This window comes from Actinophytocola sp. (genome assembly GCF_049647105.1).
Classification (GTDB): Bacteria; Actinomycetota; Actinomycetes; order Mycobacteriales; family Pseudonocardiaceae; genus Actinophytocola.
The window spans coordinates 1-25240 of the sequence record NZ_JBARWZ010000157.1 but is presented as its reverse complement, the minus strand read 5'-3'; the positions used below and the strand labels follow the sequence as shown (position 1 = coordinate 25240).

Here is a 25240-nt window from a genome sequence, read left to right as displayed (position 1 = left end):
CTCCCCGGACTCAAAAGTGTTGGTTGCGCTGGGGAAGGACGGATTTGTTTGGTCACGTGCTTGTGGCTGGCTTGCGTCACGTTCCCCTGAGGTGCGGTTGCGAAGCCCTGGGCTTCTCATCATCGGTCCTCCTTCTCAGTGCGGTGGACAGCGGCGCGGTCAGGTCGCGCACGGGCGTGGCCTCGGGTGGGTCGAGCAGCAGGTCCGCGGTCTGCTTCGCGATCCGCTCCCCGAACGCGGAGCCGACGTAGCCGTCGAACTTGGCGAGCAGCTGGTCGCGGGTGAGCGGGGCGCGGCTGTCCCCGGCCGGCACGTCCACGGTGCGCGTGTGCTTCGTGCCGTCCCCGGTGGTGATCGTGACGCGGGTGGCCGTGTACTCCGGGTACCTGGCCTCCAGGTCGGCGGCCGGGCGCAGCCGCACCAGGTCCGCCACCCGCAGCACGGCCGGGTCGGTGCGGCGGGCCTGGTCGTACTGGGCGCCGCCCACGTCCCGGTCGGCCAGCGCCGCGCCCACCACGTACGGCAGGCTGAGCGTGCAGGCCACGGTGGACGGATCGGGCCCGACCGGCCGGTCGACGAGCAGCAGCGCGATGTCGTAGGTCTCCACGTCCACGTCGGTGACGGCCGCCGGGTCGAGGTCGTGTTCGATCGCCAGCTCCACCGCGGCCTGCCCGGCGCCGTGTGTGTGCCTGCAGCCCGCGAACCGCTTCTGGTGCACGTCGAGGATCGTCCACTCGGTACCGAGGTCGTCGGTCGTGTCGGTGACCGGTTCGCCGCCCAGTACGGCGACCAGGCCGCGTGGGTGCTCGACCACCTCGCGCCAGCCGGTCAGCCCGGCGGCCGCGTGCTGTGCGCCCTCCACCCCGGCGCGGGCGAGCTGGCCCGCGAACGCGGGCTTCGCCGACGGCCCCGCGAAGATCGACTCGATGAGCACGGCGGGCGCGAAGAACGCGGCCGCGCCGATCGCGTCGGCGATCCCGTCCTCCGCGAGGCCCAGCAGCTTCGCGCAGCCCGCGGCGGCGCCGAAGGTCGCCGCCATCGGGAACCAGCCGGCCTGGGTGGCGCGCGGGTGGGTGGCCCGGCCGATCCGGTCGGCCACCTCGTAGGCGACCACCGCCGCGGTGAGCAGGTCACGCAGGTCGGCGCCGGTCTCCTCGGCGACGGCGAGCAGCGCGGGCAGCGTGTGGGACGGGTGGAAGCCGCCGAAGCGGTAGCCGTCCTGGTGTTCGAACACGTCCGCGGCGACGCCGTTGCAGTAGGCCGCGTCCGGCGCGGGGGCGGAGAACCCGGCACCCAGCACGGTCGCGGCGGGGTTGCCGCCGCGCGAGCGCACCAGGCCGGTGATCGCCACGACCTCGGGGGTGCGGGAGCCGCCGACGGCCGCGCCGACGAAGTCCACCAGCAGCGCACCCGTCTTGGCCACCACCGCGACGGGCAGGTCCGGATAGGACAGACCGGCCGCGAACGCGGCCATCGCTCTCGTGTGAGGTACCTCGGTCACGCCTGGCCGCCGAGCTGCTCGCGCAGTTTCCCGACCATCTCGCCGAACCGGGGGTCGCCCGTCACCGACAGGTCACGCGGGCGTTCGAAGCCGACGTCGACGATGTCCTGCACGCGGCCCGGCCGCTGGGACAGCAGCACGACCCGGTCGGCGAGGAACACGGCCTCCGAGATCGAGTGGGTGACCAGCACGACGGTCTTGCCGGTGTCCATCCACAGCTGCTGCAGCAGCAGGTTCATCGAGTCGCGGGTCATCGCGTCGAGCGCGCCGAACGGCTCGTCCATCAGCAGGATCGACGGCCGGTGGATGAGCGCGCGGGCGATCGCGACGCGCTGCTGCATGCCACCGGAGAGCTGCTTCGGGTAGTGGTCGAGGAAGTCCTCCAGGCCCACCAGCCCGGCGAGCTCCACCGCCCGCGCCTTGCGCTCGGCGCGGCCGATCCCCTTGGCCTCCAAGGGAAGCGCGATGTTGCGCCACACCTTCCGCCACGGCATCAGGTTCGGCGCCTGGAACACGAAGCCCAGCGAGCCGAGCGCGTCGCGGGTCGGCTTCGCGGAGCTTGCGGAGCGAACATCAGACACAGTCGCGGAGCTTGCGGAGCGAACATCGGACACAGTCGCGGAGCTTGCGGAGCGAACATCGGACACAGCCGCGGGGCTGGCGAACAGCGGCTTGCCGCCGATCTCGATGCTGCCCTCGGTCGGTGAGACGAGCCCGGCGAGCATGCGCAGGAGCGTCGTCTTGCCGCAGCCCGACGGGCCGAGCAGCACGACGAACTCCCCCGGCGCCACCTCGAGGTCGGTGGGCAGCAGCGCCTGGACAGGCCCCGCGCTCGCGGCGTAGGTCTTGCCGACGCCGCGCACGGAGATCGCGTCGCCGGAGATCGCCGTGCCGGTGTTCTCGGTCATCGCACTCTCCCGAATGGTGCTCTCAGTCACGATGTTCGCTCCGCAAGCTTCGCTCAGTCGACATAGGCCTGTCTCGCCAGCTCGTCCCACGCGCCGCCAGGCGCGGGGTCCCGGTACTCGGTGGTCGTTGCCGCGTCGGACCGGATGAACGACATCGTCCCGCCGCGCGAGTACAGCGGCCCGTGGAAGACATCCGGTGAGCGGAAGAAGTACGACCCCTCCCGCATCACACCCCGGGCACCCATGAGGACGTCGCCGTAGATCTTGTACGACTCCTCGTAGACCGGGTGCGCCTCCTCGGCCTCCGATCGCCAGCCCGGCAGCATCGCGGCCAGGTAGATGTTGGCGCGATCGTCCTTGCGCAGTGTCTTGAGCATCGCACCGGTGCGCAACTCGACGTCCCCGCTCCACGTCGCGGGTGTCCACTCCAGACTCTCGGTGTGGGTGACGGAGAAGGCACCCGGGTCCCCGTCACCCACACCGAAGGCCGGTGCCGCCCAGAATCCGCAGTACAGCACCAGCCCGCGCACGCCGGGCACCAAGTTCAGTTCGGCACCCGCCGCGATGTGCACGTAGTCGTTGACGGCGATCGGCTCGCCGTTCAGCACGCCGCCGCCGGACAGCACGAAGAGGTCGGTCTCGGCGGCGAGCACACCGCGCTGCGGGTCGACCACCCGCGCGACGGCGGTCTCCGCGCCGTCGCCGGGGTCACGGCTCAGTACCCGCTTGCGGCCGCCGCCGGCCACGCCGAACTCACCGTGGGCCGGGCGCTCCCACGGCACGTCCGCGCTGTCGATGAAGTCCACATCGGATCGGTTCCACATCAGGCACTCCCAGCGACACGGCGGCCGAGCAGCCGCCCGAACGACAACGCGGGCGTCACGCTCATCCCGCTCACGAACGACTTGCCCGACAGCGTGCTGCCGCCGAGCACCTCACCGGCCGCGTACAGGTTCTCGACCGGGCCGTCGGCCCCGAGGACACGCAACTCGCGGTCGACGACCAGCCCGGCCGGGCTCTTCAGCGTCGAGCCGTGGTTGCGCACGGCGTAGAACGGCGCCTGCTCGATCGGCAGCGGCAGGTGCCTGCGCCCCAGGCTGTCCACACCGGACGCGACCGCCGCGTTGTACTCGTCCACCGAGCGCCGCAGGCCCGCCGGGTCGACCCCGGCGCACTCGGCCAGCTCCTCGAGCGTGCCCGCGGTGGCGAACGACGGGTGACCAGCGAACGCCTCCGACAGGTCCTCCTGCGCCCACGTCGGGAACAACGCGGGCGCCTTCTGCCGCACCGTCTCGTCGTAGACCACCCAGAACCGCAGGCCAGGCTGGTCGAGCAGCGCGTTCTCCCGGACGTCGACGCTGTCCGCGTCCTCGGCGACGAACCGCTCGCCCCTGGCGTTGACGTGGATCTCCCACGGCGGCCGCGACTGCGGGGTCAGCTGCGGGTAGTCGTCGAGCGGGACCGTCTTCGACGGACTGTCCGGCAGCAGCACCCCGCCGTAGGTGGGCAGGAACAGCTCCCCGCCCCGGGTGCGGGCGCCGAGTTCGAGCGCGGCCAGCAGACCGGTGCCGGTCGACGTCGGCGCGCCGGGACCTACCAGCGGCGCACCGCCGGTGAGCCGAGGGAACAGCTCCGCGTTGCCAGAGTAGCCGCCACTGGTGAGGATCACGGCGGCCGCGTCGAGGTCGGTACGCACACCGCTGCGCCCGAAGGCCGTCACGCCGGCCACCCGGTTCGCCCCGTCGGTCCGCAACGCGGTGACCGTCGTGTTGAGCAGCAACGTCACCGTGCCGTCGGCGCACGCCCGCTCGAACCTCGGGATCAGCACCTCCAGCACCGACATCCCGCCACGCCTGCCCCAGTAGGTGCGGGGCAGCGCGTACGGCTCGTGGAAGTAGAGGATCGCGGGCGCCGCCGGGTCCATGTCGAACCCGGCCGACACCAGCCAGTCCACCGTCTCCGGCGCGTGGTCGACCGCGAGCCGCACCAGCGCGGGGTCGGCACTGCCCTTGCTGATCCGCATCACGTCGTCGAAGTGCAGGTCCGGGCTGTCGTGGATGCCACGCGACCGCTGCAACGCGGTGCCGCCAGCGGACAGCTGCGCCCACGACCGCCACAACGTGCCGCCGATCTGGTCGGCCTGCTCGACGACGGTGACACGCAGGCCGTGCCGCGCGGCCTCGATGGCCGCGGGCAGGCCCGCGGTGCCCGCGCCGACGATCAGCAGGTCGGCCCTGCTCAGCTCGGCACCCAACTCAGATCTGCTCCACGAACTGCGTGGTGACGAAGTCCTTGACCGGCCGCGAGGTGTCCTTCATGATCCCCGACTTGCGCATCAGCTCTACGGCTGACTCCCATGCGGGCATGTCGACGTCGAGGTAGTCGCCGTTGGCCGGCTTGCACAGCGTCTTCTGCGCCTCGATCTTGAGCTTGGCCAGTTCCTCGTCGGCGACCTCGACCTTGTTGAACTCGCCGACCGCGGACAGCACCCGGTCGAGGTTCTCCGGCTTCTCCATGAAGTGGTAACCCCTGCGGGATCCCCGCAGGAACCCGACGATCGCCTCGGCTTCGGATTCCACGTCGGCGGTCTTCACGAAGTACGAGTCGCCCGGCATCTTCGCGAACTCGTCGGTGTTCAGGTAGTTCAGCTCGATGTTCCGCTGCTTGAACGCGGTTTCCGAGCCGAGGTAGGTGATGAAGCCGTCGACCTCGCCCCGGTTCAGGAACTCCAGCGACCCGACGTCGGCGCCGGTGACGACCTTGCGCACCTTCGTGGGGTCGAGTCCCTCCGCGACGGACATCGCGTCGAGCAGCAGCTCGGTCGAGCCACCCTTGGAGATGACGCCGATCGTCTTGCCCTGCCACTGTTCCGGGTGCGTCAGCGGGTTGTCCGGTTTGGACGCCACGCTGTACTGGCTGCGCTGGTCGCCCTGCGCCACCGTGATGATCTCGGCGCCGGTGTCGGCGATCAGCGGGCAGGTGTTGACCGAGGCGGCCTTGCCAAACAGGCCCTGGTTCGCGGTGACCTGCGAGACCGAGCTGGCGGTGCCGGTGCCGCCGACCACGTCGATCCGCAGGCCTTCCTCCGCGAAGAAGCCCTCCTGGATCGCGACGTAGACGTCGGCGTAGTTGATGATGTGCTGGAACGGGGTGATGAACGTGGCGTCCTTCGCGTTCGGGCCTGCCTCGGGCCCGTCCGCCGAGTCGTTCCCGGTCGATGGCGCGCACGCCATCACGAACGTGCTGCCCGCGGCGGTCGTGATCGCGAAAAGGCCGGTGTTGCGCAGAAAAGAGCGTCGATCCATGGTGCCGGACTCCTGGGTTCCGCAGGGGACTAGAGACTGGTGGCGCGCCCTGACGACTCGTGCCAGGGGATCGCGAACCGCCGGATGCCCGCCACGACGGCGTAGAGCAGGAATCCGAGGACCGTCATGATGATCACGACGGCGAACAGCTGGTCGGTCCGCAGCGCCGCGAGCATGACCGTGGCGAGCGCGCCGAGACCCTCGTCGCCACCGAGGTACTCACCGACGATCGCGCCGGTGATCGCGAAGACGATGCCCAGCTCGATGCCGGTGAGCACGGCGGGCAGCGAGGACGGGATGTCGAGGGAGATCACGCGCTTCCACCACGGGGCCTGGATGACGCGCATGAGGTCGCGGTGGCCCGCCTCGATCGAGCGGATGCCGAGGATCGTGTTCTGCATCATCACGAAGAAGCTGATGATGGCGGCCATGAAGATCTTGGATGAGATGCCGAAACCGAACCACAGCAACAGAAGCGGCACGATCGCGACCTTCGGTACCACCTGTGTCGCCACGAGGAACGGCGACAGCACCCGCTCCAGTGCGCGCATCTTGCCGAGCACGATGCCGAGCGTGACCCCGACGACGACCGCGATGCCGAAGCCGACGATCGTCTCGTAGAAGGTCACGTACGTGGCCTCGTAGATCATCTCGTCGCCGAGCAGCTCGAGCAGCGCGGTCCACACCTGCTCGGGCGGCGGCATGATCAGCTCGCTGACGCCGGACACGACCGTGTACAGCTTCCAGATCCCGATGATCGCCGCGAAGATCAGCGGCGTCGTCACCCACAACAACCACCAGGAGCCATGCCCTGCGCGGGCCGCACGCGGGGCAGACGGGGACTCGGGTCGGGGTGGGGCTTGCGGCGCACTCATCATGCGGTGTCCTCCACGGATCCTTTGGGCGCCTCGCGTAACGCTAAGCGGAACGCCGTAACGGATGCCGGTATGCTAGGTCTGCATTCGAACGAGGGTCAAGGCATCGGGGAACTAAATCCTGGATGAACTCGACCGTTACGGACAGTACGCACCGAACCGGGTGCACAGTGTCACCGGGACAGTCCTCTTCGGATCGAACGCAGTGTCCTCACCGGACTGGTGAGGTGGCCGTGAAGCGCCGGTGTGACGCGGATTGCTTATGTATGAATGATCAGGCGCCGGTGCGCCGGTAGCCCAGTCCGGTCGAGACGGCGGCCGCGGCCTCGGTGATGAGCGAGCCGTACTCCTCGATCTTGTCGTCGCTGATCCGGCTGACCGGGCCACAGATCGACAACGCTCCGTAAACACGGCCCGTCGCGTCGAACACCGGGGCCGCCACCGAGCCCGCGTCGACCTGCCGCTCGCCCCGGCTCACCGCGTACCCGCGACGCCGGATGCGGCGCAGCTGCTCCTCCAGCTCCTCGCGGCTCGTCACCGACACGGTGCCGGTGAGCGCGCGGTCGAGGTAGCCGGTCAGCTCGTCGGGCGCGAGTGACGCGAGGATCGCCTTGGACGATCCGCCGATGTGCAGCGGGAACAGCTGCCCCAGCGGCACCGCCATGCGGATCTCCTGGGGGGACAGCACCTGCGCGAGGTACATCCGCTGGTCGCCGTAGCGGGCCGACAGCGTCGCGGTCTCGGCGGTGCTGGCGACGAGCCGCTCCATGTGCGGCTGCGCGATGCTCGGCACCTCCATGCGCGCGAGCGCGGCCAGCCCGACGCTCACCGCGCCCGGCCCGAGCCGGTAGCGCCGGGTGCGCTCGTCGACGAGGAAGAACCCGCTCGCCACGAGCGTGCGCACGACCCGGTGCACGACGGTCTTGCTGTAGCCGAGGGTGCGGGCCAGCTCGGACACCCCGACATCGGGTTCCTGCGACTCCGCGACCGCGAAGATCACCGTGAGCGCGCGGGTGATGCCGCTGCTCGTCTCGCCGTCCTCGACGTCCGTGGACGGCGTGACAGGCCCAGGTGTCACCCGCTCAGCCGCCATGCCGACGGATTCTAGGTGGTCACCCGTGAGCCATCACACGGCCCGCCCGCGCCGGTTCGCGGTCACAATGCGCTCATGGGTACGACAACGCTGGTGGTGGGCGGTGCGGGTGGCATCGGGGCCGCGTGCGCCGACTGGTTCCGCGCACGCGGAGACGACGTGGTGGTGCTGGACCGGGCGCTCGGTCACGACGCGGTCGACCCCGCGTCGGTCGCGGCCGTGCTCGCGGACGTGCCCGCGCTGGACGTGGTCGTGCACGCCGCCGGCTCGGTCGGCAAGGGCGGCATCGAGGACCTCGACCTGGCCGAGTGGCACCGAGTGCTCGACGACAACCTCACCTCGGCGGCGGTGGTGACCAGCCAGGCGCTACCGAAGCTCGCCGAGGGCGGCTCGGTGGTCCTGTTCAGCTCGGTGAACGGACGGCACGGCGGCAACGAGCTGTCCGGTCCCGCGTACGCGGTCGCGAAGGCAGGCGTCATCGGCCTGACCCGCCACCTGGCCAAACACCAGGCGCGCCGCGGGATCCGGGTCAACTGCCTGGCCCCCGGCCCGGTCGAGACCCCGATGCTGGACCGCCTGACCGACGACGAGATGAGCGCGCTGCGCGCCACGATCCCACTGGGCCACGTGACAAGCCCGGCGGAGATCGCGGGCACGGTCGGCTGGCTCTGCTCCCCCGCCGCACTGTCGATCACCGGTGCGGTGATCGACGTCAACGGCGGCATGTGGCTTGGCTGAGCAACCTCCGCGCCGCGGAGTGCCTTACCCCTACGCCGTCAGGCAGAACGGATGCCCGGCCGGGTCCGCGAACACCCGGAAGTGCTTCTCCTTACTGGGAAGGCGGGTCGCGCCCAGCTCCAACGCCCGTGTCTCCCCGGCGTCCAGGTCATCGACGATGATGTCGAGATGCGCCTGCTGCGGCGCCGACGGGTCCGGCCAGCGCGGCGGGGTGAACTCGGCTACCTGCTGGAACATCACACTCTTCCCGCCACCGGAGATGAGCGCGCCCTCCGGCCCGTCGTAGGTGAGCTCCATACCCATCAACTCGGCGTAGAAGCGGGCGAGCCCGGTCGCGTCCGGCGCGTCGATGGTCACCGCGAACAGCGTCATCTCAGGGCCGACACCCTCCTTGCGGCAGATGTCGAACGGATGACCGGCCGGATCCGCCAGCGTGATCCAGTGCGGGCCGTCGGCGAGCCGGGTGGCACCCAGTTCCTCTGCCCGTTTCGCCGCCTCCTCGTGGTCGGCGATGAACAGGTCCAGGTGGAACTGCTGCGGCAGGTCCTGCCCCGGCCACCGCGGCGGCACGTGGTCGGGCGCCTTCTGGAACGCGATCTCCTGCCCGTCGCTCGCGCGGATGGTGATCCAGTCGCCAACGTCGCGCACGGTCTCCCAGCCGGTGAGCGCGGTGTAGAACTCCGCGAGCCTCGTGATGTCCGGGGCGTCGAACGCCGCCAGCTCCAAACGTCCTGTCACTGTCATGCCCGCATCATGCTCCCGGGCACCGACAGAAACGAGAACGCCGAGGTCAGCGGTGCTCGCGTGACCCGGGAAGTATGTGTTACCGTTGGTAACAGTTAATCGAAGTAATAGGCGTCATCAGGGAGCATCCCATGACCACGATCGACACGCACGACCAGTCCCACCGCCAGTCCGTCGCACGCAGGTTGCTGGACTCGTCGGAGACCTTGTCGTACGACCCCGTACGGGAGGTCGACTGGGAGACGCCGCTCGACACCGCCCACCACGGTGCGAGCCCGGAGTGGAGCACGCTCTTCGGCACGTCCTACTGGAACGAGATGACCCCGGAGCAGCAACGCGAGCTGACCCGCCAGGAGGCGGCGTCGGTCGCGAGCACCGGGATCTGGTTCGAGATGATCCTCCAGCAGATGATCCTGCGGGACTTCTACGCGAAGGACCCCACCGATCCCGCCTTCCAGTGGGCGCTGACCGAGATCGCCGACGAGTGCCGGCACTCGATCATGTTCGCGCGGGGCGCCGCGAAGCTCGGCGCGCCCGCCTACCGGCCGAAGCGGCACGTCGTCGAGCTCGGCCGCGTGTTCAAGGCGGTGGCGTTCGGCGAGGCGGCGTACGCGGCGATCCTCGTCGCCGAGGAGGTCCTCGACGTCATGCAGCGCGACTGGATGCGCGACGAGCGGGTGGCACCGTTCGTCCGCACGATCAACAACATCCACGTGGTCGAGGAGTCGCGGCACATGAAGTTCGCCCGCGAGGAGACCAAGGCACGGCTGCGTGGCGCGGGCAGGCTGCGCAAGCAGGTCAACGCGCTGGTCGTGGCGATCGCCGCGTACCACATCGTCACCAGCATGGTGAGCGACCAGGTGTACGCCAACGCCGGCCTGGACACCAAACGGGCGCTGCGCGAGGCGAAGGCCAACGAACACCACCGGTCGATGCTGCGGTCGAGTTGTGCCGGGCTGATGGAGTTCCTCGACTCCTGCGGGCTCCTCACCCGGCCCGCGACGCACTTCTACAAACGCGCCAACCTGATCTGAGCTGGGCTGACCGATGGCGTTCGCGATCACGCAGACCTGCTGCAGCGACGCGTCGTGCGTCGCCGTGTGCCCGGTGAACTGCATCCACCCCACGCCGGACGAGCCGGACTTCGGCACCACCGACATGCTCTACGTCGACCCGCGCACCTGCATCGACTGCGGCGCGTGCGCGGACGCCTGCCCGGTCGACGCGATCTTTCCCGTCGACGCGCTGACCGCGGCGCTGACGTCCTACACGGACATCAACGCCGCCTACTACGCCGACCGGCCGCTCGCCGCCGACCCGTCACCGAACTTCCACGCGTGGGGCCAGCCGACGTTCCACCGCGTGATCCCGAGCGACCTCGCGCCGCTCTCGGTCGCGGTCGTCGGCACCGGGCCCGCCGGGATGTACGCGGTCGAGGACCTTCTCCTGCACACCAACGCGTCGGTCACCCTGATCGACCGGCTGCCGGTCGCCGGTGGACTCATCCGGTTCGGGGTCGCGCCGGACCACCCGTCGACGAAGCGGATCGGCGAGGTGTTCTCGCGGTACCACACGCACCCTCGGCTGCGGCTGAAGCTGGGCGTCGAGGTGGGCCGTGACGTGACGGCCGAGCAGCTGGCTGGGCGGCACGACGCGGTGATCTACGCGGTCGGCGCCTCGGGCGCGCGTGACCTCGGCATCCCCGGTGAGGACCTGCCGGGCAGCCTCGCCGCGACCACCGTGGTCGGCTGGTACAACGGCCACCCCGACGTGCGGGCCGACGCGGTGGACCTGTCGGCGGAACGGGTCGTCGTGGTGGGCACCGGCAACGTCGCGCTGGACGTGGCCCGGCTACTGACCACCGACCCGGCGAAGCTGACCGGCACCTCGATCGCGCCGCACGCGCTGGCCGCACTGCGGTCGAGCAAGGTCCGGGAGGTCGTGCTGCTGGGCCGCCGGGGTCCAGGGGACGCCGCGTACACGACCCCGGAGCTGCGTGCGCTCACCGGTCAGAACGAGGTCGAGCTGGTCGTCGACGCGCACGACCCCCGCGTCGGCAGTGCCATCGACGCTGGCGGCGAGGGCGGGAAAGCCGGTCTGCTCCGGGAAGTGCGGCGGGAGACCGTCGACTGGTCCGCGCCACCCCCGCACGGGCGGCGGCGCATCGTGTTCCGGTTCCACTCCGCACCCCGGTCCGTCGTCGGCGACCGCCAGGTGCGCGGGCTGCGGGTGAGCGGCGCGGCGGACGATCAGGAGATCACGACCGGTCAGGTCGTGCGCGCGGTCGGGTACCGCGGCACGCCACTGCCCGGCCTGCCGTTCGACCACGACAGCGGCCGGATCCCCAACACCGAGGGGCGCGTGCGTCCCGGCACGTATGTCGTCGGCTGGGTGAAACGCGGGTCCACCGGCGGAATCGGCGCGAACAGGTCGTGCGCGGCGGAGACGGTCGGCGCCCTCCTCGATGACGCCGCCGCGGGCCTGCTGCCCACGACATCCCCGCACCGGAACCGATTCCGCCGCCGGTGACGACGGCCCGGCACCACGTCTTCCACAAAGGACTCGCAGATAACCACGGCGACATTCGGTCGGCCGCCGCATCGCCGTCATGATCTTTCCCTAAGCTTCTCCGACGTGGCCACGTTCACTGCCAACGACGGCATCCGGCTCGCCTACCACCGGTCCGGCTCGGGTGCCCCGCTGCTCTGCCTGCCAGGCGGCCCGATGCAAGCGTCGGCCTACCTCGAAGACCTTGGCGGTTTGTCCGCCCACCACTGGCTTGTGCGCCTCGACCTGCGTGGCACCGGTGACTCCGCCACGCCGGAGGACACCGCGACGTACCGCTGCGACCGGCAGGTCGACGACGTCGAAGCACTGCGCACCCACCTCGGCCTTGACCGGATCAACCTGCTCGGGCACTCCGCTGGCGGCACGCTCGCGTTGCAGTACGCCACCCGCCATCCGGACCGGATCGGCAGACTCGTGCTCGTCAGTCCCAGCCCCCGGCCGGTCGGCATCGAGGTCACCGACGAGGCCCGCAGGGAGGTCGCCGAGCTGCGCCGCGGCGAGCGCTGGTTCACGGACGCCTTCGCCGCGTTCGAACGGATCTGGTCCGGTGACTACGCCGGCGCGAACTGGCCTGCGATCGCCCCGTTCTCGCACGGCCGCTGGAACGAAGAGCGCCAGGCCTTCGCCGCCCGCGAGGCCGAGGAGATCAACGCGGAAGCCGCCGCCGCGTACTACTCGGCGAACGCGCTCGACCCGGACGGCACCCGAGGCGACCTCGCCCGCCTGACCGCACCCGTGTTGCTGGTCACCGGCGAGTACGACGTCGGGCTCCCACCGAAGTGCGCCGCCGAGTACGCGACGCTGTTCCGCACCGCCGAACTGGCCGTGCAGCCCCAGGGCGGGCACTTCCCCTGGCTGGACGATCCGGCCTGGTTCGTTGCCACGGTGACGCGTTCCTGAGCTGACCCTCCCCCGCACGTAGTCGTTGTTCTGGGACGATCACCGACGTTCGTTGGTGTCAATCCAACCGTTCGGCATGTCAGGGTTTCTTCAACAGGTGCCCCGGTCCCCTTTGGAGCAACACATGCGTGCCTTACGTCGGACAGCCCTGCTCGCCTCGGTCGGCGTAGCACTCGGCGCCGCTGCTTTCCTCGTCCCCAGCGCATCGGCCGACATCCCGGCCGGCTACTACGACGCCGCGGACGGCAAGACGGGTGCGGAGCTGCACGCGGCACTGCACGAGATCATCGGCAACGGCGCACACCTGTCCTACGACGAGGTGTGGGACGCGCTGAAGGCCACCGACGAGGATCCGGCCAACCCGGCCAACGTGATCATGATCTACAGCGGTGTCTCGATGTCGGAGAACGCCAACGGTGGCGGCACCGACCAGTGGAACCGCGAGCACACGTGGGCGAAGAGCCACGGTGACTTCGGCACCTCCTCCGGTCCCGGCACCGACCTGCACCACCTGCGGCCGTCCGAGGTTGGCGTCAACTCCACGCGGGGCAACCTCGACTTCGACAACGGCGGTTCGCCGGTCGATGGCGCGCCGGACAGCCTCGTCGACGGCGACTCGTTCGAGCCGCGCGACGCCGTGAAGGGCGACATCGCCCGCGGCATCCTGTACATGGCGGTCCGCTACGACGGCGACGACGGCTTCGCCGACCTGGAACCGAACGACTCGGTCGGCAACGACTCGGCGCCGTTCATGGGCAGGCTGTCCGTGCTGATCGAGTGGAACACGCAGGACCCGCCGGATGCCGCAGAACAGGCCCGCAACGACCTGATTTACACCCAGTTCCAGAACAACCGCAACCCGTTCATCGACCACCCCGAGTGGGTCGACGCGATCTGGTAGCCATCCTCGGCTGACCCCCACACTGATCCGCGGTGCACGGCGAAACTGCCGTGCACCGCGGATTTTTCACGTCCTCAGCCGGCCAGCACCTTGCGCAGCTCGGTCGCGAACGCCGCGGGCTCGTGCGCGAACCCGCCGTGGTCGCCCGCGAACAGGACAGGCTCGACGCCCAGCTCCCCGGCCAGCGCGAGAGCGGTGCGGTGCGCGAGCTGACCCGTCGACGTCTTCCCCGCCGCGACGACGATCCGGGGACGCGCGGCACGCAGCGCGTCGAGGTCCGGTGCCCACAGTGACACCGTGCGCAGGTAGTTGGCGAGGAAGAACTCCGCACCGCGGGCCATGTCCTCGTCCGGCTCCTGCGGCGGCTGGTCGTTGACGGACACGGCGGTGAGCACCCCGGTCATGCCGAGGAACTGCCCCATCGCGGGCTGCCACCCCTCGGCGTGGAACGTGTCGACGATGCCGATGGTGGTGGTGCGGAGCTCGTCGGCGTCCGGCAGGAGCAGGCTCAGCGGCGGTTCGTGTGCGACCACCGTGTGCACCTGGTCCGGGTGGTGGATGGCGAGCGCGAGGCCGCCGATGGCGCCGCCGCTGCTGCCCAGCACGTACGCCGGTTCGTCGGTGACCTCGGCGAGGATCCTGTGCAGGTCCTCGGCGGTCGTCTCGGGGGTGACCTGAGCGGCCGCGTCGTCTGCGGTGCTGCGCGCCATGCCACGCGGGTCGAAGGTCACCACCGTGAAGTCGTCGGTCAGGTGCGGCACCAGCGGGGCGAAGCCGGTCGCGTCCATCGGGGTGCCCACCAGGAAGAGCGCCGGACCGGATCCCGCGACGTCGTAGGTGAGCCGGGCACCCGGCACCGTGATGCTGTTCGACATGAATGTCTCCTCGGTGTCGGAACTGCTGTCTGCCCTCAGTCGAAACCGCCGGCGGGATCTCGACACGACACGGTAATCTTGGTGGCAGGTCGGGGCGACATCCTGGGGGATTCGTGTCTCGCCGTAAAGTCATCATCGCGACCGGTGTCGTGCTGGTCGTCCTCATCACCGCGTTGGGTGTGCTGCAACTGCTGCCCGCCGGCGACACCACCGAAACGGTCGCGGCCGCCGACGACCCGCCGCCGTCCGCACTCGAGGTGACCGGCGCGTTCCTTGACGCGTTCACGTCGGGCGACGCCACGACGGCGGGTGCACTGACCGACGACGCGGCCGGTGCCGCCACCGCGCTGGCCGCCGTCCGGCAGACGCTCGCACCGATCTCGGTGACCGCGAGCCGGGACGCGCTCGTCGACGCCGCCGACCAGCGGTTCACGTTGACGTGGGAGCTCGGGCCCGGCCGCACGTGGACCTACGAGAGCGCGCTGCGGCTGGTCGAGGACGGCGAATGGCGGGTGCACTGGGATCCCGCGCTGGTGCACCCGAAGCTGACGGCGGGCCACGGCCTGACGGTCCGCGACCAGACCGGGCAACCCGCCGTGCTCGACCGCGACGGCGCGCCGCTGCTGGAGTGGACCGCGACGGGCACGACCGCGTCGGCGCCGGCCGCGGCGCCCGTGCTGGCGCCGGGCATGGGCCGGGTCGCGGGCAAGGGCGCGTGGTACGTCGCACTGACCGACGGCGCGGGCAGGGATGTCGAGGTGCTGCACGGCGACCGGGTAGCGGCGCTCACGTCGACGGTGAGCAGGCCGGTACAGCAGGCGGCACAGGCGGCGGTGGACTCGCAGGCCCTGCCGACGATGCTGGTGGCGATCCAGCCGTCGACCGGCGATCTCCTCGCGGTGGCGCAGAACGGGTCGGTGGACGGCGGCCCGGTCGCGCTGCAGGGCCTGTTCGCGCCGGGCTCGACGTTCAAGATCGCCACGGCGACCGCGTTACTCGGGGCGGGCGCGGACGTCGGCACGATCGTGCCGTGCCCCGGTGCTGCGACGGTGGGCCCGCGCACGGTGCGCAACGCGGACTTCGACCTGGGCGACGTGCCACTGCGGACGGCGTTCGCGCAGTCGTGCAACACGAGCTTCGCACTGGCGGCGGCGGACCTGCCGCTGGACGCGCTGCCGAAGGCGGCGGACCAGCTCGGCCTCGGCGCCGACTTCGTGATCCCGGGCATCGACACGGAGATCGGCGGCGTGCCCGAGGCGGTGGACACCGTGCAGCAGGTGGAGAACAGCATCGGTCAGGGCCAGGTGCAGGTGAGCCCGTTCGGCCTGGCGATGATGAGCGCGACCGTGGCGGCCGGGCACGCCGTGACCCCACGCCTGTGGCCGGACCGCGCGACGGAGGTGACCACGGGGTACGACGCGCCACCGCCTGGCGTGATCACCTCGCTGCGCACGATGATGCGCGAGGTCGTGACCACCGGCCGGGCGACCGAGCTGGCGGGCCTCGGCCGGGTGTACGGCAAGACCGGCACCGCGGAGACCACCGGCAGCGCACACGGCTGGTTCACCGGCTACCGCGACGACCTGGCCTTCGCCGTCCTGGTCCAGGACGGCGAGTCCTCCACGACCGCCGTCGCGGTGACGAGCAGGTTCCTGACCGGACTCGGCTAGTGCCCCGTCAAGGTGAAGTGGGTCGTTTATCCGTGGATCCAGGTGGTCGCTGGCAAGGCGCAGGGAAGCCGCTCGTACCGGGTTGTACTTGGGCTTTCCCGCAACGCCGCCAGCGGCCGCCTGGGCCGAGGAGAAACGTGCCCTCTTCGCCTTGACGGGGCACTTGGCCGTCAGGTGCAGGTGATCGTCGCGTCGGCCCAGTCCGCGTGGTCGTAGCGTGAACCGTCCACTGTGGGCAGTGCGGCCAGATGGACGTACTGCAGGCCGGTGACGTTCGCGGTGACGCGTTTCGCCGCGTCGGTGCCGTGGACCACGCCGCTGCTCGCGAGCAGCGAGCCGTTGCCCCACACCTCGAGGCTCACGCTGCCCTCCGTACCGGTCTCGTCGTCGAGGCCCGTCCACGCCTGGAAACTCGTGCACCGGCCGCCGAGGTAGTACCGCACCTCGCTGCGGGCGTGCACGCCGAGTCCGCGTGCGTAGGTGGTGCCGCCGATCGTCAGTGTGCGGCCGTCGCCCCCGGCGCGTTCTCCGTTGCTGCGGTCGATCTCCACCGGGCCCCACGCGCTGGCGGACAGGCTCGCGGGCAGCGCGGACACCGGTGTGGTGCCGGCGGGCGGCGCGGTGAACGTGCCCGCGCGGCTGACCCGGTACACCACGGTGGCGTGCGCGGGCACCGACGCGCTGATCGTGCCCGTGCTGGTCGTGACGGCCTTGGTCCACAGTTCCCTGAGCGAGAAGGACGTCGCGTTGCGGAGTCCGGCCGCGGCGGCGGTCGTGCCGATGGTGGCGGTGGCGCCGGTCTCGTTGAACAGCGCGACCGCGACATCGCCGTTGTCGAGTGGCTTGGTCAGCACGTGCAGGCCGTTGGCGCCGGTGATCTCGCCTGCCTGGACGCCGAGCCCGTCCTGGTCGAGCGCGATCACGTCCCGGTTGGTGAGGATGTCGAAGGTCTCCTGGCTCGCGCCGCGCAGGTCCGCGCCGATCAGCAGAGGCGCGTTCATCATGGCCCACAACGTGAAGTGGCTGCGGTACTCGGTGGCGGTCATGCCGCCGTTGCCGACCTCGAGCATGTCCGGGTCGTTCCACCCGCCGCGCTGTGCGTGGTGCGCGAGGCCCACGTTGGCCTTGAAGATGCCGAGCATGCTGGCCCAGTTGTCGGAGATGTCACCGGTGGTGCGCCAGCTGTTGCCGACCGGCTGCGCCCAGTCCCACGGCGCGTTCTGGCCCCATTCGCAGATGGAGAACAGGATCGGCCTGCCGGTGGCGGCGAGCGCGTCGCGCATCTTCGTGTACCGCTCCTGCGCGGACTGGCCGAGGTGGTCGCCGCAGTTGTCGTACTTGAGGTAGTCGACACCCCACGACGCGAACAGGTTCGCGTCCTGCTGTTCGTGGTTGATGCCGCCGGGGAAGCCGAGCTCGTTGCAGGTCTTGGTGCCCGCGCTGGTGTAGATCCCGAACTTCAGCCCTTTGGCGTGCACGTAGTCGGCGACCGCCTTGATGCCGCTCGGGAAGCGTGCCGGGTCGGGCACGAGGTTGCCCGCCGCGTTCCTGGCGGGCAACGCCCAGCAGTCGTCGAGGTTGACGTAGGTGTAGCCGGCGTCCTTGAGTCCACGTGCGACGAACAGGTCGGCGATCTGGGAGACCATCTGCTCGTTGAACTCGGCACGGCAGTGGGTGGCGTTCCAGTTGTTGAACCCCATCGCGGGCGTCCGCGCGAGCCCGTTCTCGACCGCGACCGCCCGGGGCGCCGATGGCCCCGCGGCCGACCCGACGACCGTCACCATCGCCAGCAACAGGACGACAACCACACCCAGCCCGGCCCGACGCGTCATTGCGCAGCCCCGATCCTTCTGTCTATGTGCCCTCAGTGGCTGCCATCGTCGAACGGCGAACACGCACGGTCAAGACTTCGCCACACAACGTGCGAATTTGGTAGTTCTCAACATGCGATGTGCGAGCTTCGCCGGAATGACCGGTCGCTTGTCCGGCCGCGGGTTCGACGGGTGAACGAACTCGAAGTGTGGTCTAGACCTTGACGACGGGGTACCCGGCATACCACGGTGGTCCATGAGAGCGCTCTCATCCTCTCGACCCTGCTGAGAAACGAGAGCACAGAATATGAACAGATCAACGAAGCTTGGCGCGTCCGTCGCGGGCGCGCTCCTCGTGCTGGGCACAGTCCTCGCTGGTGGGGGCACGTCCACCGCGAGCCCTGCCGCGCAGGCACCGCAGGAGGACGAGGTCGTCGCGGCCATGCAGCGTGACCTCGGGCTCACCGCGGACCAGGTCCGCACCCGGTTGCGCCAGGAGTCGACCGCCACGGCCGCCGAGCCGGCCGCCAGGACCGCGGCGGGCGCCGCGTTCGGCGGGTCCTGGTTCGACGCGAAGACCGGGAAGCTCGTCGTCGGGGTGTCCACTTCGGATGCGGCGGTGCACGCGGCGGTCCGGGCCACCGGTGCGACGGTGGTCCGGGCCGGACAGCCGCTGGCCGCGCTCGACGCCGCCAAGGCCGAGCTGGACACGGTCACGGCACCGGCAGGCGTGGCCGCGTGGCGGGTCGACCCCCGGCGTGGCGGGCTCGTCGTGACCGTGCGGAAGGGCGGGGACGTCGGCGACTTCCTCGCCGAGGCACGGGCACTCGGGCCGGTGGTCGTCGAGGAGGTCACCTCGGCACCGGCGACGTTCGCGGCCGGGACGGTAGGCGGCGACCCGTACTACATCAACGGGAACACCCGCTGCTCGATCGGGTTCTCGGTACACGGCGGGTTCGTCAGCGCCGGGCACTGCGGCGGCGCGAACAGCTCGGTAGCGGGCTGGGACGGCTCGTGGATGGGCAACTTCGCGGGTTCGTCCTTCCCTGGCAACGACTACTCGTTCATCCGCACCGGCGGCGGCTGGTGGAACGTGCCGGTCGTGCTCGGCTGGGGCACCGTGTCCGACCAGCTGGTCCGCGGCTCGGCCGAGGCGCCGGTCGGCTCGTCGGTCTGCCGGTCCGGATCGACGACGCACTGGCACTGCGGCACGATCCTCGCGAAGAACGAGACCGTCAACTACGCACAGGGCGCGGTGCACCAGATGACCAAGACCAGCGTCTGCGCGGAACCCGGCGACTCCGGTGGCTCGTTCATCACCGGTGACCAGGCACAGGGCGTCACCTCCGGCGGCTGGGGCAACTGCTCGAGCGGCGGCGAGACGTGGTTCCAGCCGGTGAACGAGATCCTGGGCGCCTACGGCCTCTCGTTGCTCACCGCCTGACACCGCGCTCTGGCCGAGCCCGCTTCGCGGTGCCGGGCGCTGCGCGCCCGGCACCGCTTTCGGCCGTTGGGCCTGGATCCACCGGTTGCGTTTGCCTCCGGCGGCCCTACGCCGGGTTTGCCTCCGGCGGCTCCTCGCCGGAGGCAAACCGGGGAGGCAAAAGATCCAGGCTCAATGTCCTGAAAGCGTGGCTTTCGGGACACCGCGCCTGGCCCGCGCGGCGGGCCTTGGGTCCACTTTGCACGGTCCGGCAACCAGCCACTCGCACGCCGCTGGATCCCCATGTTCGCGAGGAACCCACCCGTGCGAGCGTGGGGAAAGCGCAATAAGAGTCCGAATTCCTACTTTTGGACTCGACGTGCGGCTCGCGGCAAGGGAGTGTCATGAAGGCGGATCTGGCGATGTTCGGCGGAGAGCCCGCGGTGCGAGCGGAGTACCGCAGGCTCGAGTGGCCGGTGGTGACCGACGCTGACCGGGAGGCGGTCGGGCGGGTGCTCGACAGTCGCAAGTTCACCGTCGGCGCGAAGAACGAGGCCGAGATCCACGGCCTGGAGCGGGAATGGGCCGAGTTCTGCGACACCAGGTACGCGGTTTCGGTCAACAGCGGCACGGTCGCACTGGAACTCGCGCTGGCCGCGCTGGGGCTTGCGCCGGGCGACGAGGTCATCGTGCCGGCGCTGAGCTACGTCGCGACGGCGATGGCGCCGCTGTACTCGCTCGCGGTGCCGGTGTTCGTGGACATCGACCCGGTCACGTTCAACATCGACGTGTCGCAGATCGAGGCGAAGATCACCAACCGGACGCGTGCGATCGTGCCGGTGCATCTCGGTGGGCTGCCCGCCGAGATGGACGAGATCCTTGCCCTGGCGAAGAAGTACGACCTGCTGGTGGTCGAGGACGCGGTGCAGGCCCAGGGCGGCACCTACCGCGGCCGCACCTGCGGCTCGATCGGCGACGCGGCCGTGTTCAGCCTCAACGTGGAGAAGAGCATCCCCACCTGCGGGGAGGGCGGCCTCGTCGTCACCGACCGCGAGGACGTCGTCGAGCGGATCCGCAGCCTGCGCATCCTCGGCGAGGACCTGTCGACCGACGAACGGCTGTACGTGTCGGCCACCCGTGGCTCGAACCTCAAGCTGTCCTCGGTGCTCGCCGCGTTCACCCGCGCGCAGCTCGCGCGTTTCTGGGACTACCAGGACCGCCGCGACGCCAACACGCCGGTGTTCGTCGACCGGCTCGCGCAGCTGCCCGGCATCGTCGTGCCGACCGTGCCCGACGACCGCACCCACATGTGGCACATGCTGCGGTTCCGGTTCGACCCGACGACCGCGGGACTCGACGGGGTCAGCCCGGGACGGTTCCGTGCCGCGTTGCGCCGCGCGCTGCTCGCCGAGGGTGTGCCGCTCACGCACTACCAGATCATCCCGCTGCCGGGGCAGCCCGTGTTCCAGGAGCGGAACGCCTACCCCGGCGGCCTTCCGTGGTCACTGCCCGGCACCAACCCGCAGCGCTACGACCTCGCCGACTACCCGGTCACGTGCCAGGTCATCGAGGACTCGCTGTGCCTGCGCCGCATGCACCTCAACCCGGACGCCGGGCCCGCGCTCGCCGAGTACGCGACCGCGTTCGAACGCGTGTGGGACAACCTCGACCGCATCGGGCGGTTCGCCCGCGCCATGCCGTACCAGCCGCCGTGGCACGCGGTGCCGAACGGACCGAGATTGGCGGAAGCGGCATGAGTGTCGAGGCGTTGGCCGGCCCGTCATCGGTCGGTGACCTGGTCGGTTTGCGCCGGACCGCGCTCGCGGTGCGGGAGCACGTGCTCGCGATCGGCGCGGGCGGCGTCGGCACCCACATCGGTGGCGCCCTGTCCGCTGTGGACATCCTCGTCGCCCTGTACCGCGAGGTGCTGCGGGTGCGGCCCGCCGAGCCGGACTGGCCGGACCGCGACCACTTCATCCTCAGCAAGGGCCACGCGTCGGCGGCCCTGTACGCGACGCTCGCCGAGTGCGGGTTCTTCCCCGTCGAGGAGCTGGCCACCTACGGCAGCGCCGATGGCAGGCTGATGGCGCACCCGACACCGGCGGTGCCGGGTGTCGAGTTCGCCACCGGGTCGCTCGGGCACGGGCTCGGGCTCGGCGCCGGGCTCGCGCTGGCCGCCAAGCGGGCAGGCAGCGACAAGCGGGTGTTCGTGCTGGTCGGCGACGGCGAGCTGCAGGAGGGCTCGGTGTGGGAGGCCGTGATGTCCGCCGCACACCACGGCCTGGACAACCTGACCGCGATCGTCGACCGGAACCGGCTGCAGATCAGTGGGTCCACGGAGGACCGGATGGGCCTCGAGCCGCTCGGCGACAAGTGGCGTGCGTTCGGCTGGCAGTGCTCCGAAGTGGACGGACATGACTTCGGCGAGCTGGTGCCCGCGCTGCGCACCCCGCCACCGGCTGGCAAGCCGGCCGTGCTGATCGCGGACACCGTGAAGGGCCAGGGGGTGCGGCACCTGCAGCACCGCAAGCAGAGCCACTTCGCGCGGCTCGGCCCAGAGGCGTACCAGCGTGCGGTCACGGCCCTGCGGGCGGCGGCGGCGTGACCAGCACACTGCCCGAGTCCGACCGCGCCGCCTACCGGGCGACGCTGGTGGACCTCGCCCGAGGTGACTCGCGGATCTGGTGCCTCGACTCGGACATGGGCGGCCTGGAGAAGCAGTTCCAGGCCGAGCTGCCCGGCCAGTACGTCGACGTCGGCATCGCGGAGGCGAACCTGATGTCGATCGCGGCCGCGCTGGCGAGCACCGGGATCCTGCCGTTCGTGAACACGATGGCGGCGTTCGCCTCGGCGCGTGCGCTGGAACAGGTGAAGCTCGACATCGCCTACCACGACCTGCCGGTGCGGATCGCGGCCACGCACGCGGGGTTCTCCGCCGCGCACTACGGACCCACGCACCACGCGCAGTCCGACCTCGCGGCGATGCGGACGCTGCCGAACATGACGGTGCTGGCCCCGGCCGACGCTGGCGAGACCGTCCGGCTGGTCACGGCGGCGGCCTACCTGCCGGGCCCGGTGTACCTGCGGCTCGGCCGCAACGCGATCGAACCGGTGTACACCGGCGACGCCGAGGTCACCATCGGCAAGGCCGTTGAGCTGCGGTCCGGCGACGACGTGACGATCGCCGCCACCGGCGCGCTGCCGGTGCGGTTCGCGCTCGACGCGGCCGACGAGCTCGCCACCGTCGGCATCGGGGCGCGGGTGCTGAACGTGCACACGATCAAGCCGCTCGACGTGCCCGCGCTCGTCGCGGCCGCGGAGCAGACCTCGGGTGTGGTGACGGTGGAGGACCACTCGCTGCTCGGCGGGCTCGGCGGCGCCGTCGCCGAGGCGCTCGCCGAACACCGGCCGACCACCGTGCGCAGGGTCGGCATCTCGGACAGGTTCTGCGCCCGCCCCGGCACGCACGCCGAACAGCTGGCGGCGGCCGGGGTGTCGGCCGCGCACGTGGTGTCGGCGGCGCTCGCCACCACCACGTTCCGTCCAGTGTGTACGTCCATTTGGGATTGATGAAGGAGAAGGCCATGACAACCGCGGTGAGCACCTGCCCGGACTGCACGGAGGCCGTGCCTGCGAACGGCGACGTGCGGGTCACGTCGATCGTCGAGTGCCCCGGCTGCCAGGCCGAGCTCGAGGTCATCGGCATCGAGCCGCTCGAGTACGCGCTGGCGCCCGACATCGAGGAAGACTTCGGGGAATAGGCATGACCCTCGCGGTACTGACGACCCGCACGCGGCTCGAGGAGCGGCTGATCTTCGCCGCCCTCGAGCGGCGCGGGCTCCCCTACGTCCAGGTGGATGACCGCACACTGGTCCACCGGATCGGCGACCCCGGCGGCGCCCGGTACCGGGGCGTGCTGAACCGGATCATGTCGCACACCCGCAGCGTCTACGCCACCCGGATCTTCGAGGCGACCGGCCACCACGTGTTCAACCCGAGCACGGTGGTGGACGTCTGCGGCGACAAGATCCTGACCTCGCTCGCGCTCGTGCGAGCGGGTCTCCCCCACCCGGAGACGGTGCTCGCGGTGACCCCGGACGCCGCGCTCGATGCGATCGAGGCGATCGGCTACCCGGCGATCCTCAAGCCCGCGGTCGGCTCGTGGGGGCGGCTGCTGTCCAAGGTGAACGACCGGGACGCGGCGGAGACGCTGATCGAGCACAAGCAGTCGCTACGCTCGCCGGTCCACAACGTCTACTACGTCCAGGAGTACGTCGACAAGCCGGACCGGGACATCCGCGTGATCGTCATCGGCGACGAGGTGGTCGCCGCGGTCTACCGGCGCTCCGACCACTGGATCACCAACACCGCACGCGGCGCGACCACCGCCGTCTGCACCGTGACCGACGAGCTGCGCTCGCTCGCGCTGCGGTCCGCCGCCGCGGTGGGCGGCGGCATCCTCGCCGTGGACCTGCTCGAACGCGCAGGCGGCGAACTGCTCGTCACGGAGGTCAACCACACCATGGAGTTCCACGGCCTTGCCGCGGTCGCGGACGTGGACGTCGCCGAACTGATCGTCGACCACGTGGACCGCAACAGTCCCGTAGAACTGGCGGAGGCGGCGGCGTGAGCGGAGCGTGCGGAGCGAACCATCAAACACAGCGCCGCCACGGAACCTGCGAGGGAGCGGCGGCGTGAGCGGAGCGTGCGGAGCGAACCATCGAACACAGCGCCGCCACGGAGCCTGCGAGGGGGCGGCGAAATGAAGGCGACAATAGTGGGTGGTAGTGGCTACATCGGCGGTGAGCTGGTGCGGCTGCTGCTCGGCCATCCCGAGATCGAGCTGGCCCACGTCACCTCGACCAAGTACGCGGGCCGCCCGCTGCGGACCGCGCACCCCAACCTGCGCGGGCAGACCAGCCTCACGTTCGTCCAGGACAGCGAGGTCGGCGAGTCCGACGTGGTGTTCCTCGCCGTGCCGCACGGCGCCGCCATGAAGGAGATCGACCGCTGGGCCGCGCTCGCCCCCCGCGTCGTCGACCTCAGCGCGGACCACCGCATCCACAGCACCGACCTGCGGGAGCGGTACTACCCCGGCGGGGTGCCCGATCCGGACTGGCTCGCGCGGTTCCGCGCGGGCATCCCCGAGCTGAACCGGGAGAACCTGCGCGACGCCACACACATCTCGGTCGCGGGCTGCATGGCCAACGCGGCGATCCTCGCGCTGCACCCGCTGGCCGCGGCCGGGCTGGTCGCGGGCACGGCGCTCGTCGACGCGCGCACCGGCTCGTCCGGCGCGGGCCGGGTGCCCGACGAGGGCAGCCACCACCCCGAGCGCAGCGGCGTGCTGCGGATGGCGAAACCCCACGGGCACCGGCACATGGCGGAGATCATCCAGGCGTGCGGGGTGCCGGTGCACATGTCGGTGACCGCGGTCGAGGCGGTGCGCGGGGTGCAGGTCGTCTGCCACGTCATGCTGCCGGACCCGATGACCGAGCGGGACGTGTTGGCCATCTACCGCGAAGCCTACCGGCACGAGCCGTTCGTGCGGCTGGTCCGCGAGCGGTCCGCGCTGCACCGGATGCCGGAGCCAAAGCTGTTGTCCGGCACCAACTTCTGCGACATCGGCCTCTCGCTCGACGAGGGCGGCCAGCATCTCGTCGTGGTGTCCGCGATCGACAACCTCGTCAAGGGAGGTGCGGGGAATGCCGTCCAGTGCCTCAACATCGCGGCCGGGTGGGACGAGACCGCCGGGCTCGGCTTCATCGGGCTCCACCCGGTCTGACCGGTACGTCGTCAAGCTCGGCGGTTCGCTCGACGCGGGCATCACCGCCGCGTGCGACGACCTCCGCGCCCTGGTCGACGGCGGCGCCGAGGTCGTGGTCGTGCACGGCGGCGGCGCGGCGGCCGACCGGCTCGGCGCCGAGC

General features: G+C 70.6%; 23 protein-coding genes and 1 pseudogene. 14 read left to right on the top strand and 10 right to left on the bottom strand.

Annotation, left to right across the window (positions count from 1 at the left end; all coding sequences use genetic code 11):
- Positions 1-76: 76 nt before the first annotated feature.
- The 7 genes from WBA97_RS19980 to WBA97_RS19950 form a co-directional block, all read right to left on the bottom strand.
- On the bottom strand, positions 77-1501 hold the full coding sequence (locus tag WBA97_RS19980) for an MmgE/PrpD family protein (protein WP_424232382.1): 1425 nt from the start codon (positions 1499-1501) through the stop codon (positions 77-79).
- Complete coding sequence (locus WBA97_RS19975) at positions 1498-2409, bottom strand: ABC transporter ATP-binding protein (protein WP_424232381.1); 912 nt, start codon at positions 2407-2409, stop codon at positions 1498-1500. The genes WBA97_RS19980 and WBA97_RS19975 overlap by 4 nt, the downstream gene beginning before the upstream one ends.
- Positions 2410-2462: 53 nt before the next feature.
- On the bottom strand, positions 2463-3233 hold the full coding sequence (locus tag WBA97_RS19970) for a DUF4437 domain-containing protein (protein ID WP_424232380.1): 771 nt from the start codon (positions 3231-3233) through the stop codon (positions 2463-2465).
- Positions 3233-4663, bottom strand: coding sequence for an FAD-dependent oxidoreductase (locus WBA97_RS19965; protein ID WP_424232379.1), 1431 nt, complete (start codon positions 4661-4663; stop codon positions 3233-3235). Before WBA97_RS19965 ends, WBA97_RS19970 begins: the two co-directional genes overlap by 1 nt.
- Position 4664: 1 nt before the next feature.
- Complete coding sequence (locus WBA97_RS19960; RefSeq protein ID WP_424232378.1) at positions 4665-5714, bottom strand: ABC transporter substrate-binding protein; 1050 nt, start codon at positions 5712-5714, stop codon at positions 4665-4667.
- A gap of 29 nt (positions 5715-5743) precedes the next feature.
- Positions 5744-6499 (bottom strand): ABC transporter permease, encoded by a 756-nt coding sequence (locus WBA97_RS19955; protein ID WP_424232377.1) that lies wholly within the window; start codon positions 6497-6499, stop codon positions 5744-5746.
- A 364-nt stretch (positions 6500-6863) separates the two neighbouring features.
- A complete protein-coding gene (locus WBA97_RS19950) occupies positions 6864-7682 on the bottom strand; it encodes an IclR family transcriptional regulator (protein WP_424232376.1) in 819 nt (272 codons plus the stop codon).
- A gap of 75 nt (positions 7683-7757) precedes the next feature.
- Here WBA97_RS19950 and WBA97_RS19945 point away from each other — a divergent pair, with 75 nt between their 5' ends.
- Positions 7758-8420, top strand: coding sequence for an SDR family NAD(P)-dependent oxidoreductase (locus tag WBA97_RS19945; RefSeq protein WP_424232375.1), 663 nt, complete (start codon positions 7758-7760; stop codon positions 8418-8420).
- A gap of 30 nt (positions 8421-8450) precedes the next feature.
- Here WBA97_RS19945 and WBA97_RS19940 read toward each other — a convergent pair whose 3' ends face one another.
- Positions 8451-9164 (bottom strand): VOC family protein, encoded by a 714-nt coding sequence (locus WBA97_RS19940; protein ID WP_424232374.1) that lies wholly within the window; start codon positions 9162-9164, stop codon positions 8451-8453.
- 131 nt (positions 9165-9295) lie between these two features.
- Between WBA97_RS19940 and WBA97_RS19935 the strand changes: the two genes are divergently transcribed.
- The 4 genes from WBA97_RS19935 (at position 9296) to WBA97_RS19920 (ending at position 13533) form a co-directional block, all read left to right on the top strand.
- The gene (locus WBA97_RS19935) at positions 9296-10198 is read left to right on the top strand and encodes an AurF N-oxygenase family protein (RefSeq protein ID WP_424232373.1); all 903 of its coding nucleotides are present in this window, start codon (positions 9296-9298) and stop codon (positions 10196-10198) included.
- A gap of 13 nt (positions 10199-10211) precedes the next feature.
- A complete protein-coding gene (locus tag WBA97_RS19930; RefSeq protein ID WP_424232372.1) occupies positions 10212-11693 on the top strand; it encodes an FAD-dependent oxidoreductase in 1482 nt (493 codons plus the stop codon).
- 105 nt (positions 11694-11798) lie between these two features.
- The gene (locus tag WBA97_RS19925; RefSeq protein ID WP_424232371.1) at positions 11799-12632 is read left to right on the top strand and encodes an alpha/beta fold hydrolase; all 834 of its coding nucleotides are present in this window, start codon (positions 11799-11801) and stop codon (positions 12630-12632) included.
- 124 nt (positions 12633-12756) lie between these two features.
- On the top strand, positions 12757-13533 hold the full coding sequence (locus tag WBA97_RS19920; RefSeq protein ID WP_424232370.1) for an endonuclease I family protein: 777 nt from the start codon (positions 12757-12759) through the stop codon (positions 13531-13533).
- A gap of 74 nt (positions 13534-13607) precedes the next feature.
- Here the strand turns inward: WBA97_RS19920 and WBA97_RS19915 are convergent, their stop codons facing one another.
- Positions 13608-14408, bottom strand: a complete 801-nt coding sequence (locus WBA97_RS19915) for an alpha/beta fold hydrolase (RefSeq protein ID WP_424232369.1) — start codon at positions 14406-14408, stop codon at positions 13608-13610.
- A gap of 113 nt (positions 14409-14521) precedes the next feature.
- On the opposite strand from WBA97_RS19915, the gene WBA97_RS19910 reads away from it, so the two are divergent.
- Positions 14522-16078, top strand: coding sequence for a penicillin-binding transpeptidase domain-containing protein (locus tag WBA97_RS19910; RefSeq protein WP_424232368.1), 1557 nt, complete (start codon positions 14522-14524; stop codon positions 16076-16078).
- A gap of 170 nt (positions 16079-16248) precedes the next feature.
- On the opposite strand, the gene WBA97_RS19905 is transcribed toward WBA97_RS19910, so the two are convergent.
- Positions 16249-17862, bottom strand: a complete 1614-nt coding sequence (locus WBA97_RS19905) for an NPCBM/NEW2 domain-containing protein (RefSeq protein ID WP_424232406.1) — start codon at positions 17860-17862, stop codon at positions 16249-16251.
- 334 nt (positions 17863-18196) lie between these two features.
- On the opposite strand from WBA97_RS19905, the gene WBA97_RS19900 reads away from it, so the two are divergent.
- From WBA97_RS19900 to WBA97_RS19865, 8 genes and pseudogenes are all read left to right on the top strand, one after another.
- On the top strand, positions 18197-19333 hold the full coding sequence (locus WBA97_RS19900) for a S1 family peptidase (RefSeq protein WP_424232367.1): 1137 nt from the start codon (positions 18197-18199) through the stop codon (positions 19331-19333).
- Positions 19334-19716: 383 nt separating this feature from the next.
- Entirely contained in the window at positions 19717-21069 is a 1353-nt protein-coding gene (locus WBA97_RS19895; RefSeq protein WP_424232366.1) for a DegT/DnrJ/EryC1/StrS family aminotransferase, read from the top strand.
- Positions 21066-21917, top strand: coding sequence for a transketolase (locus WBA97_RS19890; RefSeq protein WP_424232365.1), 852 nt, complete (start codon positions 21066-21068; stop codon positions 21915-21917). Before WBA97_RS19895 ends, WBA97_RS19890 begins: the two co-directional genes overlap by 4 nt.
- Positions 21914-22882, top strand: a complete 969-nt coding sequence (locus WBA97_RS19885) for a transketolase family protein (RefSeq protein WP_424232364.1) — start codon at positions 21914-21916, stop codon at positions 22880-22882. The genes WBA97_RS19890 and WBA97_RS19885 overlap by 4 nt, the downstream gene beginning before the upstream one ends.
- A 14-nt stretch (positions 22883-22896) precedes the next feature.
- Positions 22897-23073, top strand: a complete 177-nt coding sequence (locus WBA97_RS19880; RefSeq protein ID WP_424232363.1) for a lysine biosynthesis protein LysW — start codon at positions 22897-22899, stop codon at positions 23071-23073.
- Positions 23074-23075: 2 nt separating this feature from the next.
- Positions 23076-23942: a lysine biosynthesis protein LysX gene (gene lysX / locus WBA97_RS19875; protein WP_424232362.1), complete on the top strand. Its 867-nt coding sequence runs from the start codon at positions 23076-23078 to the stop codon at positions 23940-23942.
- A gap of 132 nt (positions 23943-24074) precedes the next feature.
- Positions 24075-25097, top strand: a complete 1023-nt coding sequence (gene argC / locus WBA97_RS19870) for an N-acetyl-gamma-glutamyl-phosphate reductase (RefSeq protein WP_424232361.1) — start codon at positions 24075-24077, stop codon at positions 25095-25097.
- Positions 25018-25240 (top strand): annotated as a pseudogene (locus WBA97_RS19865) (hypothetical protein); the annotation flags it as partial. The gene argC and the pseudogene WBA97_RS19865, both read left to right, overlap by 80 nt.